At 57.0% G+C, this 13,432-nt stretch carries 14 protein-coding genes and 1 tRNA gene; 7 read left to right on the top strand and 8 right to left on the bottom strand.

The genetic code is table 11. From position 1 onward, the window contains the following. The first annotated feature begins 395 nt into the window (after positions 1 to 395). From cyoA to cyoE, 5 genes are read left to right on the top strand one after another with little or no spacing between them, the layout of a single operon-like run. Positions 396 to 1,331, top strand: a complete 936-nt coding sequence (gene cyoA, locus OKW98_RS24500) for a ubiquinol oxidase subunit II (RefSeq protein WP_237251229.1) — start codon at positions 396 to 398, stop codon at positions 1,329 to 1,331. Positions 1,332 to 1,334: 3 nt separating this feature from the next. Further along, positions 1,335 to 3,353 (top strand): cytochrome o ubiquinol oxidase subunit I, encoded by a 2,019-nt coding sequence (gene cyoB, locus OKW98_RS24495; protein WP_265387030.1) that lies wholly within the window; start codon positions 1,335 to 1,337, stop codon positions 3,351 to 3,353. Between the two features lie 3 nt (positions 3,354 to 3,356). Then, entirely contained in the window at positions 3,357 to 3,989 is a 633-nt protein-coding gene (locus OKW98_RS24490; RefSeq protein WP_074886388.1) for a cytochrome o ubiquinol oxidase subunit III, read from the top strand. Then, positions 3,990 to 4,322 (top strand): cytochrome o ubiquinol oxidase subunit IV, encoded by a 333-nt coding sequence (gene cyoD, locus OKW98_RS24485; protein WP_237251226.1) that lies wholly within the window; start codon positions 3,990 to 3,992, stop codon positions 4,320 to 4,322. Positions 4,323 to 4,332: 10 nt separating this feature from the next. Next, the gene (gene cyoE, locus OKW98_RS24480; RefSeq protein ID WP_265387029.1) at positions 4,333 to 5,223 is read left to right on the top strand and encodes a heme o synthase; all 891 of its coding nucleotides are present in this window, start codon (positions 4,333 to 4,335) and stop codon (positions 5,221 to 5,223) included. A 79-nt stretch (positions 5,224 to 5,302) separates the two neighbouring features. Here the strand turns inward: cyoE and OKW98_RS24475 are convergent, their stop codons facing one another. The 8 genes from OKW98_RS24475 to OKW98_RS24445 form a co-directional block, all read right to left on the bottom strand. Next, the gene (locus OKW98_RS24475) at positions 5,303 to 6,289 is read right to left on the bottom strand and encodes an ATPase (protein ID WP_265387028.1); all 987 of its coding nucleotides are present in this window, start codon (positions 6,287 to 6,289) and stop codon (positions 5,303 to 5,305) included. A gap of 49 nt (positions 6,290 to 6,338) precedes the next feature. After that, positions 6,339 to 7,133: a transporter substrate-binding domain-containing protein gene (locus OKW98_RS24470; RefSeq protein WP_416148539.1), complete on the bottom strand. Its 795-nt coding sequence runs from the start codon at positions 7,131 to 7,133 to the stop codon at positions 6,339 to 6,341. 58 nt (positions 7,134 to 7,191) lie between these two features. Further along, a complete protein-coding gene (locus OKW98_RS24465; RefSeq protein WP_265387026.1) occupies positions 7,192 to 7,815 on the bottom strand; it encodes a DedA family protein in 624 nt (207 codons plus the stop codon). A gap of 255 nt (positions 7,816 to 8,070) precedes the next feature. Then, positions 8,071 to 8,499, bottom strand: a complete 429-nt coding sequence (locus tag OKW98_RS24460; RefSeq protein WP_265387025.1) for a type VI secretion system amidase immunity protein Tai4 — start codon at positions 8,497 to 8,499, stop codon at positions 8,071 to 8,073. A 51-nt stretch (positions 8,500 to 8,550) separates the two neighbouring features. Continuing rightward, positions 8,551 to 8,850: a chorismate mutase gene (locus OKW98_RS24455; protein ID WP_265387024.1), complete on the bottom strand. Its 300-nt coding sequence runs from the start codon at positions 8,848 to 8,850 to the stop codon at positions 8,551 to 8,553. Positions 8,851 to 8,852: 2 nt separating this feature from the next. Continuing rightward, a complete protein-coding gene (locus tag OKW98_RS24450; protein WP_265387023.1) occupies positions 8,853 to 9,692 on the bottom strand; it encodes a hypothetical protein in 840 nt (279 codons plus the stop codon). 496 nt (positions 9,693 to 10,188) lie between these two features. Beyond that, positions 10,189 to 10,563: an Abi family protein gene (locus OKW98_RS27715; protein ID WP_416147653.1), complete on the bottom strand. Its 375-nt coding sequence runs from the start codon at positions 10,561 to 10,563 to the stop codon at positions 10,189 to 10,191. Between the two features lie 433 nt (positions 10,564 to 10,996). After that, positions 10,997 to 11,081 (bottom strand) — tRNA-Leu (locus tag OKW98_RS24445). 108 nt (positions 11,082 to 11,189) lie between these two features. On the opposite strand from OKW98_RS24445, the gene queA reads away from it, so the two are divergent. Both queA and tgt read left to right on the top strand, forming a co-directional pair. Continuing rightward, entirely contained in the window at positions 11,190 to 12,269 is a 1,080-nt protein-coding gene (gene queA, locus OKW98_RS24440) for a tRNA preQ1(34) S-adenosylmethionine ribosyltransferase-isomerase QueA (RefSeq protein ID WP_265387022.1), read from the top strand. A gap of 14 nt (positions 12,270 to 12,283) precedes the next feature. Continuing rightward, positions 12,284 to 13,399 carry a tRNA guanosine(34) transglycosylase Tgt gene (tgt, locus tag OKW98_RS24435; protein ID WP_265389826.1) on the top strand — a complete coding sequence of 372 codons (1,116 nt, stop codon included), beginning with the start codon at positions 12,284 to 12,286 and terminating at the stop codon, positions 13,397 to 13,399. Positions 13,400 to 13,432 lie beyond the last annotated feature (33 nt).

Raw genomic sequence — 13,432 nt, 5'->3', positions numbered from 1 at the left:
ATAACACCGCATTTTTACCAATTACGAAATTAACTGTTGCGCAGAAACTTATAGTCAATAAAACTTTACGTATCTACAATCGCCCCCAATTCACGCCCCCCCTCATTTGCGGGACGGTGTAAATCGAGGTTATGGAGCGTCTTTTCGCTCTAGTAGACGCGGTTCGAATGGCCTCCTGAGTCACGTTCTGAATGTCTGCGCCAAGGGATCGGGTCCGCATTAGCGGGTGCCACCATTCGAATAAGAAACCAACGATCAACCCGGATTTGTTGTGAGGCCCCTATGCTTCCTGACAGGCCCCTTTTCAATCCAAGCATTTGCCAGCACCTGGCAGGGTGAAGTGTTGGCGGTCGAAACCCAACTGCGATGCGAAAGCTGCTTTTAGAGGTCGTGAGATGAGTAAAAAAAGGTACCCCAGGTTTTTTGGCTTCTTGGCCCTTTTCAGCATGCTCCTGCTCAGCGGGTGCGATTACACCCTGCTGGATCCCAAAGGGCATGTCGGTGTTCAAGAACGTGACCTGATCATCACTGCTACCTTGCTGATGCTGCTGGTGGTGGTGCCGGTCATTTTCATGACCATCATCTTCGCCTGGAAGTATCGCGCTACGAACAAGAGCGCGACGTACACGCCCGACTGGGCGCATTCGACCCGTATTGAACTGGTGGTCTGGCTGGTTCCATTGGCCATCATCATCGTGCTCGGCTATGTGACCTACAAGTCGACCCACGCGCTTGATCCCTACCGCCCGCTCGAGTCGGACGTCAAGCCGCTGACCATTGAAGTGGTCGCGCTGGACTGGAAATGGCTGTTCATCTATCCGGAACAGGGCATCGCCACCGTCAACAAGATCGTGTTCCCGGCCAACACGCCGATCAATTTCCGCATCACGTCCGATTCGGTCATGAACTCGTTCTTCATCCCTGCACTGGGCGGCCAGATCTACGCAATGGCCGGCATGCAGACCAAGCTGCACCTGATCGCAAATGAAAACGGCGAGTTCGATGGTATCTCCGCCAACTACAGCGGCGCAGGTTTCACCGGCATGAAGTTCAAGGCGACTGCTACCTCACAGGCTGATTTCGACACCTGGGTTGCCGACGTCAAGAATTCACCGAAACAACTGGCAACGGCCGAATACGCCGCGCTGGCCAAGCCTAGCGAACGTAACCCCGTTGAACTCTACTCCTCGGTCACTCCGAACCTGTTCCAGATCATCATCGACAAGTATGAAGGTATGAAGCCGGGCAAGATTGTCCATGAGAAGAAAGAAGTAGCAGGTACGGAAGGGATGGACATGGGTAAGAATTCAGCTGCTCAGGCAGAGGAGTAAACAATGTTTGGTAAATTAAGTCTGGACGCGATTCCGTTCCACGAGCCGATAGTCATGATCACGGTCGCCATGATCGCGATCGGTGGTGTGGCGCTGGTGGGCCTGATCACGTACTTCAAGAAGTGGACTTACCTCTACACCGAGTGGCTGACGTCCGTCGACCACAAGAAAATCGGTGTCATGTACATCATCATTGCAATGGTCATGCTGCTGCGCGGCTTTGCCGATGCCGTGCTGATGCGTTCGCAATTGGCCATGGCCACTGAAGGCTCACCCGGCTACCTGCCGCCTGAGCACTATGACCAGATCTTCACCGCTCACGGTGTGATCATGATCATCTTCATGGCAATGCCGTTCTTCACTGGCCTGATGAACATTGTCGTGCCTCTGCAGATTGGCGCTCGTGACGTTGCCTTCCCGTTCCTGAACTCCTTGAGCCTGTATCTGCTGCTCTCCGGCGTGATTCTGGTCAACGTGTCTCTGGGCGTCGGCGAGTTCGCACGTACCGGCTGGGTTGCCTATCCACCGCTGTCGGAACTGGGTTATAGCCCGGGCGTGGGTGTGGATTACTACATCTGGGCACTGCAGCTGTCAGGACTGGGGACAACGCTAACCGGGGTCAACTTCCTGGTCACCGTGCTGAAGATGCGTACCCCTGGCATGAAACTGATGGACATGCCGATCTTCACCTGGACCTGCACCTGGGCCAACGTCCTGATCGTGGCTTCGTTCCCGATCCTGACCGGCACCCTGGCGTTCCTGACCCTCGATCGTTACCTGGACTTCCACATCTTCACGAACGAGTTGGGTGGTAACCCGATGATGTACGTGAACCTGTTCTGGGCGTGGGGTCACCCTGAGGTTTACATCCTGATTCTGCCGGCGTTCGGGGTCTTCTCCGAAGTCATCTCGACGTTCACTGGCAAACGACTGTTCGGCCATCACTCGATGATCTACGCCTCTGGTGCGATCTCGATTCTCGGCTTCATGGTCTGGCTGCACCACTTCTTCACCATGGGTTCGGGTGCAAGCGTCAACGCCTTCTTCGGTCTGGCGACGATGCTGATTTCCATCCCGACGGGTGTGAAGCTGTTCAACTGGCTGTTTACGATCTACCAGGGACGTCTGCGCTTCACCGCGCCAGTCATGTGGACCCTGGGCTTCATGGTGACCTTCTCCATCGGTGGTATGACCGGCGTACTGCTGGCTATCCCGGGTGCCGACTTCGTTCTGCACAACAGCCTGTTCGTGATCGCGCACTTCCATAACGTGATCATCGGTGGCGCTGTGTTCGGTTACATCGCCGGCTTCGCGTTCTGGTTCCCTAAAGCGTTCGGCTTCAAGCTGAACGAGAAGTGGGGCAAGGCAGCGTTCTGGTTCTGGATCTCGGGCTTCTACGTCGCCTTCATGCCGCTGTACGCACTGGGCTTCATGGGCATGACCCGTCGTCTGAACACCACTGACAACCCGGACTGGACGCCGTACCTGCACGTCGCGTTCGTCGGTGCTTTGCTGATCGCTATCGGTATCGCCTGTCAGTTGATCCAGATCTTCGTGAGTATCCGTGACCGCGAGCAGAACCGCGATCTGACCGGTGACCCATGGAATGGCCACACCCTGGAATGGTCCACCTCGTCGCCACCGCCTTTCTACAACTTTGCAGAAATGCCGAAAGCCAACGAGATTGATCCGTTCTATGCCGCCAAGCGTGATGGCGAGGCGTACAAGGTTCCGGCCAAGTACTCCGATATCCACATGCCGAACAACACGGCAACGGGCATGATCATGGGCGGTCTGCTGACCGTGTTCGGTTTCGCGATGATCTGGCACATCTTCTGGCTGGCTGCCGTCAGCTTGATCGGTACCATCGTGTACTTCGTGATTCACGCGGCACGTGACGATCAGGGCTACATGGTTCCTGCATCCGAAGTGGCACGCATCGAAGGCGAACAGCACGCGATCCTGGCCCGGGTCCGCAACGACCAGACAAACACTCCTGTCAACAAGCTGGAGCAGGCATAAACAATGTCGAACTTAGTATTTGATGGTGCGAAGGGTCACGACCACGGTCATGACCACGAGCACGACCATGGTCACCATGACGCCGGCGAGATGAAAATCTACGGCTTCTGGATCTACCTGATGACCGACTGCATTCTGTTTGCGTCGATCTTCGCCATTTACGCGGTACTGGTTAATAACGTTGCGGGTGGTCCTGCGGGCCACGACATCTTCGAACTGCCTTACGTGCTTGGCGAAACCGCCTGCCTGTTGCTCAGCTCGATCACCTACGGCTTCGCCATGCTGGCGATGCACAAGGGCAACAAGTCGGGCGTTCTGGGTTGGTTGTTCGTGACCTTCCTGTTCGGCCTGGGCTTCATCGGCATGGAGATCAACGAGTTCCACCTGCTGATCTCCGAAGGTTACGGTCCTAACCGCAGCGGCTTCCTGTCGGCGTTCTTCACGCTGGTCGGCACCCACGGTCTGCACGTGACCAGCGGCCTGATCTGGATGGCGATCATGATGTATCAGGTCTCCAAGCACGGTCTGACCGGGACCAACCAGACTCGCCTGAGCATGCTCAGCCTGTTCTGGCACTTCCTGGACGTTGTCTGGATCTGCGTGTTTACCGTTGTCTATCTGATGGGGACCATTTAAATGGCGAATTCACATCAATCCCATGACGATGCCGGCCACGGCAGCTTCAAGTCCTACATGGTCGGTTTCGTACTGTCGATCATCCTGACCGCGATTCCCTTCGGTCTGGTGATGTTCCCGACGATTTCGAAAGTGGCCACTCTGTGGGTCGTTCTGATCTTCGCAGTCGTGCAGGTTCTGGTTCACCTGGTGTACTTCCTGCACCTTGACCGATCCGCAGCACAGCGCAACAACGTCATCGCGTTTGCCTTCGCTGGCCTTGTGATCGTGCTGCTCGTTGGCTTGAGCACCTGGATCATGTTCAGCATTCACACCGCCATGATGGCGAAGTGAGGAAAACCTGATGTCACTGAAGCACTTTATCCAAATCACCAAACCGGGGATCATTTTCGGTAACGTGCTTTCGGTGGCAGGTGGCTTTTTTCTGGCGTCCAAGGGACATGTCGACATCGGCCTGTTCCTGGCAGCGGTGATCGGGACTTCACTGGTGGTGGCTTCTGGCTGCGTATTCAACAACTGCATCGATCGCGATATCGATGTGAAGATGGAGCGCACCAAGAATCGGGTGCTGGTGCAAGGGTTGGTGTCAGTGAAACTGGCGCTGATCTACGCCACCGTGCTGGGCATTGTCGGCGTCGGTCTGCTGTACACCAAGGCCAACGCACTGGCGGCGCTGTTTGCCGTGATCGGCTTCGTGATCTACGTCGGCTTCTACAGCCTGTACCTGAAGCGCAGGTCGGTTCATGGCACGTTGGTGGGCAGCCTGTCGGGCGCGATGCCACCGGTGATTGGTTACGTCGCAGTCAGCAACACCTTCGACCTCGCGGCGTTGACCTTGCTGGTGATGTTCAGCCTGTGGCAGATGCCTCACTCGTACGCCATCGCGATTTTCCGCTTCAACGACTATAGGGCTGCCTCGATTCCGGTCTTGCCGGTAAAACGCGGTATCCGGGTCGCCAAGCGGCACATCCTGATCTACATCCTGGCTTTCCTGCTCGCGACCTTGATGCTGACGTTCGGCGGCTACGCCGGGCTCAACTACCTGGCCGTGGCAGCGGCGATGGGCATGTACTGGTTGTACATGGCCTGGACCGGCTACAAAGCCAAAGACGACACCGTTTGGGCACGCAAGCTGTTCGTGTTCTCCATCTTCACGATCACAGCCTTGAGCGTGGCGATGTCGCTGGATTTTCAGGTAACTAAGGAGCTGTTGGTGACATACGCAGCGCCTTAGTCGCTTGAATGAAACGCAAAAAACCCGGTGGCTCGCGAGAGAAACCGGGTTTTTTTTCGAGCTGAATAAAGTCTCTGGTTTAGCTGGTTGGCCCTTTGGCAGAGGCCTCTTCGGGGTCTTTTGCCGGCCCGAGCACGATGGCCAGATGGCGCAAGTCTTCGATCTCCACGCTGACGCTTTTCCCGGAAGGGCTGGCGACCAGTGTGCCCAAGGCAAAGATGGTGAAGAAGCGCACCTCGTCCGCATGGCTCAGCAGCTCGCTGAGGTAGCGACTGGAGCGATAGGCCTGCATCTGCACGGGTGAGACGTACAAGGTCACCAACTTGCCTTGCAGGCGATCGAAGAACTTGAATTTGAAGCCTGTCCCGTAGCGCTCGACCAGTCCGCCGCCATACAGCACGCGTCGCTCGTCATTCAGCTGGGCGAACTTGATATGGCGGAAATAGGCGCGCAGGGACACCTCGCCCTGACCTGGAATGCGCAGGGTCAGCAGCGCGAGTTCTTCCTTGCTCAACGAGGCTTGGGCCTGACGAAAGCTGTCGACCAGGCGCTCCAGATTGCTGGTGCGATTTTGCTTTTCCTGTTTGGCCTTCAATGTGTCAGCAGGGGCCGCGATGTCGTCGGGCTTCTCGGGCGGATCGGCGTCAGGCTTATCTGTCGGCGATGTGGGTTTTGCGCGTTCCTTCGGGCTCGGATCGAAGACGTCGATGTAGTCGTCCAGCTTGCGCTTGACCTTGCGCAGCTCGCTTTCGGCCTCGGTTTCGGCTTCCTGCACAACCGGCGTCTCGACGGCTTCATCCACCCATTCGCAATCGGCGTGATGTTCGTAGTTCGGGTTGGCCCGGTAGTGCGCGGCAACGAAAGTCGGATGCTCCTGGGGCTTAACGTCATAGCGAACCCCGGTGATTTTGACACCCAGGGCTCGGCACGGCTCTGACGAACACAGGAAACTGAAGCGCGCCCGGGGTAGCTCTTGAGAAAAGTACTCACGTCGCGCCGCCACGATGGAAAGCTCTTCCTGCAGCTCGACGCAAAATGCGCGAGTAATGGTTCTATTGGTTTTCATGTATACGGCGGGGTCCTGTGCCGAAGTCTTGCGGGCATGCTGCGCACGGTCACTCTGTAGGCATCGCCAGCCACTCGCCTACCACTTTCTTGTAAGCGCCGGTGGCTTTAGAGAGATGCAGCCATTGGTCAACGTAGGCCTTCCAGGCCACGTCATCCCGCGGCAGCAGATAGGCCTTTTCGCCGTACTGCATGTAATTCGACGGATTGACTGTACACAAGCCGGGCATGCGTTTCTGCTGGTAGAGCGCTTCGGACGCGTCGGTGATCATCACGTCGGCTTGCTTGTCGAGCAACTGCTGGAAAATGGTTTTGTTGTCGTGAAAGGCCAGGCTGGCGTTGGGCAGATAGGCGTGGGCAAAGGCTTCGTTGGTGCCGCCTTGAGGTTCAATCAGGCGAACGCCGGGCTGATTGATCTGCTCGAGGGTCTGGTACTTCGACTCGTCTTCGCAGCGCACCAGCGGGACCTTGCCGTCGATGTCCAGCGTGCTGCTGAACGCCGCCTTCTTTTGCCGCTCCAGGGTGACCGAGATTCCGCCGACCGCCATGTCGCATTTGCCAGCCGTGAAATCGGTCATCAGGGTTTTCCAAGTGGTCGGGACCCACTCGATCTTCACCCCCAGGCTCTGCGCCAGCGACTGGGCCAGTTCGATGTCGATGCCTTCGTACTGGCCGTCGGACTTGAGAAACGTGTAGGGCTTGTAATCCCCTGTCGTGCAAACGGCCATTTGGCCCTTCTGCATGACGGTGTCCAGGTGCGACGGCGTCTCAGCGGCCTGGGCCTGGACGATGCTGACCATGCTCAACAGCAAACCGGCGGTGATGCGTGTGTTCATCGAGTCGATCCCTCTGCGTCAAATGCCTGTCTGCCGTTATAGAGGCGGTCGCCGCAGATGGGAAGCGTTATCCCGCGGAGGAGGGTGGGACGTCTTTTGCCCGCTTGGCCGCTTGCCGGGCAGGCCGGGTTTTCGCCCGACGATGCCGATACAACGCGACGGCTGCGCCCACCACGACCACGCCCAGGAAGATTGGCAGGCGATAGGGTTTCAGGTTGCCGAACATGGTCTCGAGAAAGCCCCCTGCCCAATAGCCGGCCGCGAGAAAGAGGCTTGCCCAGACAGCGGCGCCGATCAGGTTGATGATCGCAAAACGGATGGGCGACAAGCGACTCGCACCGATGACCAAAGGCCCGATCAGACGCATGCCGTAGAGGAAACGCACCGAGAAAATGGACGCCGTGGGGTAGCGCTTGATCAGGTCGGAGACGCGGTCGATGGTCGCTTGCTGGCGGTGCAGGCGCGGCAGCAGACGTGGCCCGAAGTAGCGCCCGGTCCAGAACAGAATCTGATCGCCGAGCATCCCGCCCAACGTGGCGTAGATGAGCACCTGCTGCCATTGCAGGACGTGCTGGTGCGCCGCCAGCCCGCCGAGGATCAGAATGGTTTCCCCTTCCAGCAGACAGCCGATGAAGACGGCCCAGTACCCGTAGTTTGAAAGCAGATAGTTGAAGTCGATGTGTTCGAACATGGAAGGCCGGTGGTTTTAGGTGAATGGCTGACCGCTAAAACTCCAGCGGCGTGCGCGCCTCGGGGGCGCATTGCATGGCGTTCGACCGAGGCGGGCCTTCATCGGTTCGGTCGCTTTAGGTCGAATCTTCCTGCGCTGCGCCTCGAATTCCGGCTCCTGGCTCTTCGATTGTTCTGGGACCCAAATCGCGCCCACAAAAAACCGGCTCAAAGCTAGCCGGTTTTTTTGTGCTTCAAGCCATGATCAATCCGAGAGTTAAGGGTTATCTTGCTTGTAGGTGTGATCGGGATTGATCACTACTTTCTTTGCGAGGGCGTCGAGTTCTTTACTGTGATACAGATCCAGGCATTTCAAAAAGTCGAACCTGACACCTTTAACCTCAGCCTCAACTAACGGGTTTTTATAACTCCTGCCCATATAGCTGTTTACCAAGGCTTTGACTTCATCCGGACTTTTTTCCAAGTCGTAATACGTCCAGTCACGCAACGCGCTAACACTGCTGCCGGCATCTGTCGCTGCGTTCTTGTCATCCTTATAAGCGTTCGCCACACACGTTGCGAGCACCATATCCTTGTAGTTTTGTCCGTAGCTTTGCCCGATGCTTTGTGGAGAGGAGGGACGATCAGTTGCGAAGGCCAGAGATGCTGTAAGCATCATAGCTAAGAAGCCCAGGAAAGGTCTCATCAGCTTAAACTCCAAAAGTTTGCCTGATCTGTATGGTAATTAACACCGGGCTCATAGTGAAGTCCGCTGGGATGCAGCATGAGCTGACAATTCTTCTTCGATGAACGCTGCAATCATCGCCCGGTATACCTTTTCTATTATCTCCGCAGAGGCCCCGCAGTCCTCTGCGACGGCCCGGACTTTCGCAATCACGTCCTCAACCCTTGAGGGCGCCTTGACCTGGGCCGTCGTGTTTTTAAACGCCGCAGCCTGGTTAACCAGATTCCCGCGACGGGCGAGCAATGACACGAGATCACGGTCAATGCAGTCGATGTGCTGCCGGACTTCTTCAATCGATGTGCAGGTGATCATATTCAGTTTTCATCTTTGATCCGGTATTTCACGAAAGCGATATATTTGGCGAAAGCGAAGTTCAGGATCTTTTTTTTTACAGACCCTGACAGGTGCCCTACCATGATGAATCTCGCACCTGCGAGATCGGTAAGGTCGCTGAGCTTGAACGCCGATAGCATGTCATCTTCCAGGTCCTTATCTCGGATGAGGATACTTGGCTCACTGAGATAGTCGCCGCAGTTGAGCCAAGCTGAACCGTCCTTTCGGTTGACGTTATTGATCTGTCCCCAGAACAGGCGCACGGAGCCCAGTTCAATATCCGAAAGTTGATATTGGGAGGACAGCAAGCGGCGAATGCCCCCTTCAAGTACTACCCGCCCGTTGTCGGCGGTTATCCTGATGTTGGTTTCATCTTCGGGGTAGTCAGGGTTACGCAACAGCCTCGACAGGATTTGTCTCAGCGACTTATTGACTGGATAGTCCGCTGGGTTTGCGTATTGCTTTTGGATGCTGCCCCACGGTGATCCTGCGGGAGGTGTCGTAGGAGGGGCCGGTGTGAGAATGGTTTGCGGTGTTCGCTTGTCGAGATCCACGACGATATGCGCGGTATCTTCACCATCGACAGTGCCAGGCTCTTCGCCGTCGACGACGAGTATCACCGTTTTGATTTGGCAGCCTTCTTTGTGATGCGCTGCGAAACACGCAGTTCGCTCACGCAGCCCGCCAGTTGATCCGCTGACAAACCAGGCGCCTGCCTCGCACTCGACACACCTGATATTGCCCGCGTATTTATCCACATCCTGCTGGAATTCGGCCAGCGAGCATAGGCTCAGGTCCACGCGGTAAATGACTGATTGCATCTCTTATCCTTAAGCGCAGCCGGTGGTTGGAAACTGGCTAAGTGCCGTCTTGGTTCGATCATACTCAATGTGCGTTGTGATGCTAGCTGAGAGGCTTCTGAGCTGGTTGTCGGACGTTGCCTACAGATAAAACGGCTAGGTGCGGAAGCGGTTACGTGCCGCAGTGGGATAGGTGGATTTGAACGCCGTCAGAGTTGCGACGTGACAAGTGGCGCTTCCACGGCTAAGGCCAGTGCGACTGAGCGCAAGCGTTGTGTTAGTAGGACCGGCTCAGCCGGGAGGAGGCCGGTTTACTCACACGAAGGGAATGAGCACGCTGACGATGGCAAAACAAGGCGGCTACCAGCCTTTGGCACCAGTCTTCCAATGCTCGGGAAATCCCATTCGCTGGAAGTGAGCAGCGCCATACCGCCCCTCCATTGATTCCAACCTGGCCTTGAAGTCGCCGTTGAAGGCAACCTGCGTTGTACCGAACTTCGAAGAGATCGTAGTTGTCCTAACAAGCCTTGATGTACAGCCTGGAAGACGCTCGTTCGACCTCCCCCTCAATCTTGGAAAGCATTTGTCCTAGGCCAACTTTGCCTTTGGGCGCGAAGATCTCCGTTTTCAGATACCAATGCGGGGAGTACTTCAGGCTTAGCAAATTGCAGATCACAGTGCGTACTGCAACCTCGAGCCTTTCCACCGACGCCATGATGATGGCTCGGATTTCGCGGTCGCATTCGTAGCGCTGAACTACCTGTTCAAACGTCGTGTTAGGCAGAAAGCTTTTGCCAGCTACGTCCTGCAGTGGGTACCAGTACCCTTTGAGGCGAAAGTGACCAACATAAGAAATGTAGTTGAGGGCGATTTTGTCATCGCCGATGACCAATCCCTGAGTTTTGAGTTTTGAGTTTTGAGTTTTGAGCTTTGCGAGCAGGCTACCGAGGGCTATCCGCCGGGTTAACCCGCTTTGTGGGTAGGCTCATTTCCTGCCATTTCAGGAGGCATGCTTTAGCTGGGAAGAGGTGAGTGTGAAAACCCTCAACTCTGCCGGGGACACCCCACGCTTTCCCGGCTAAAGTCCTGCTAGCGCACGCGTTGTCTCAGTGGGACCGGCTTCAGCCGGGAAGGGGCCGGTTTGATCGCCATGAGATTTGCAGCGGACGTATACCGCTCTCTGCGGCGCCAGTGATGAGTCAAAGGCAGGGCCATTGGCCCGCGACTCCCGGCATCCACCGAATCGCGCCCACAAAAAAACCGGCTCAAATCTGGCCGGTTTTTTTGTGCTTCAAGTCACGTAACCACTTGAAGGTGTTGCTGTTTGGTGCCCCGAGGGAGAATCGAACTCCCACTTCTTTCGAAAACGGATTTTGAATCCGCCGCGTCTACCAATTCCGCCATCAGGGCTCAATGGCGGCGAAGTATAGAGACGAGCCTACCGTTGGTCAATCATGTTTCATGGTCAATTTTCACTTATTCGGCTAAACTTCCCGGCCCTGCTAGACGAACCCCATCATGCGTGTCGCTGACTTTACCTTCGAGCTCCCGGATTCATTGATCGCTCGCCATCCTCTGGCGGAGCGACGCAGCAGCCGTTTGCTGACCCTCGACGGGCCAAGCGGCGCGCTGGCACACCGCCAATTCACTGATTTGCTGGAGCATTTGCGCCCTGGCGATCTGATGGTCTTCAACAACACCCGGGTGATTCCGGCGCGGCTGTTCGGGCAGAAAGCCTCGGGCGGCAAGCTGGAAATCCTCGTTGAGCGCGTTCTCGATCAGCACCGTGTGCTGGCCCATGTGCGCTCCAGCAAGTCGCCCAAGCCGGGTTCGACGATTCTCATCGATGGCGGGGGCGAGGCCGAGATGGTCGCGCGCCACGATGCGTTGTTCGAACTGCGTTTTGCTGAGCCGGTGCTGCCGCTGCTCGAGCGCGTCGGGCACATGCCGTTGCCTCCTTATATAGACCGCCCGGACGACGATGCCGATCGCGAGCGTTATCAGACCGTGTACGCCCAGCGCGCCGGTGCGGTGGCAGCGCCGACGGCAGGTCTGCATTTCGATCAGACCATGATGGCCGCGATTGCCGAGAAGGGCGTCGAGACCGCATTCGTGACGCTGCACGTCGGCGCCGGGACGTTCCAGCCGGTGCGCGTCGAGCGTATCGAAGATCACCACATGCACAACGAGTGGCTTGAAGTCACTCAGGAAGTGGTCGACGCCGTGGCCGCCTGCCGCGCACGCGATGGTCGGGTGATCGCCGTGGGCACGACCAGCGTGCGTTCGCTGGAAAGTGCCGCACGCGATGGCGTGCTCAAGCCCTTCAGCGGCGACACCGATATCTTTATTTACCCGGGCCGACCCTTTCATGTGGTCGATGCGCTGGTCACCAACTTCCATTTGCCGGAATCGACGCTGTTGATGCTGGTCTCGGCATTCGCCGGTTACCCCGAAACCATGGCGGCCTACGCGGCTGCGGTGGAGCATGGTTACCGCTTCTTCAGTTACGGGGATGCCATGTTCATCACCCGCAATCCCGCGCCGACCGCTCCCGGGGAATCAACCCCGACGGAATCGGCCCCAGAGGATCAAGCATGAGTCGCACCTGTCGTATGTCTTTCGAGCTGCTGGCCACCGATGGCAAAGCGCGTCGTGGTCGTCTGACCTTTCCCCGCGGCGTTGTCGAAACGCCTGCGTTCATGCCGGTCGGCACTTATGGCACGGTCAAGGGCATGCTGCCTCGGGACATCGAGGCCACCGGCGCTCAGATGATCCTGGGCAACACCTTCCACCTGTGGCTGCGTCCGGGCACTGAAGTCATCAAAGGCCACGGCGACCTTCACGATTTCATGCAGTGGAAAGGCCCGATTCTGACCGACTCCGGCGGTTTTCAGGTGTTCAGCCTGGGCGCGATGCGCAAGATCAAGGAGGAGGGCGTGACCTTCGCCTCTCCGGTCGACGGCGCGAAAGTGTTCATGGGGCCTGAAGAATCGATGCAGGTTCAGCGCGACCTCGGCTCCGACGTCGTAATGATCTTTGACGAATGCACGCCTTACCCGGCCGACGAAGATGTCGCGCGCACCTCCATGGAGCTGTCGCTGCGCTGGGCCAAGCGTTCCAAGGTTGCCCACGGTGAAAACACGGCGGCGCTGTTCGGCATCGTTCAGGGCGGCATGCACGAGAACCTGCGCGTGCGCTCCCTCGAAGGCCTGAACGAACTCGACTTTGACGGCCTGGCGATTGGCGGCCTGTCGGTCGGCGAACCCAAGGACGAGATGATCAAGGTGCTGGACTACCTGCCGGGCCTCATGCCGGCGGACAAACCTCGTTACCTTATGGGTGTAGGCAAGCCCGAGGACCTGGTTGAAGGTGTCCGCCGCGGCGTCGACATGTTCGACTGCGTGATGCCTACGCGCAATGCGCGCAACGGTCATCTGTTCATCGATACCGGTGTTCTGAAAATCCGTAATGCGTTTCATCGTTACGATGAGTCGCCGCTGGATCCGACCTGTGATTGCTACACCTGCAAAAACTTCTCCCGCGCCTATCTGCACCACCTGGACAAGTGCGGCGAAATGCTGGGTAGCATGCTCAATACGATCCACAATTTGCGCCATTACCAGCTGCTTATGGCTGGTTTGCGCGAGGCTATTCAACAAGGTACATTGGCCGCCTTTGTCGACACGTTCTATGCCAAACGCGGGCTTGTGACGCCGTTATTGGCCTGAGCGACATCCGGTCTTTCGCTTCCTATTATTAAA

It is taken from the genome of Pseudomonas sp. KU26590 (assembly GCF_026153515.1).
Lineage (GTDB): Bacteria > Pseudomonadota > Gammaproteobacteria > Pseudomonadales > Pseudomonadaceae > Aquipseudomonas.
Note: the sequence above shows the minus strand (reverse complement) of the source record. Positions and strands in the feature narration are given on the sequence as shown.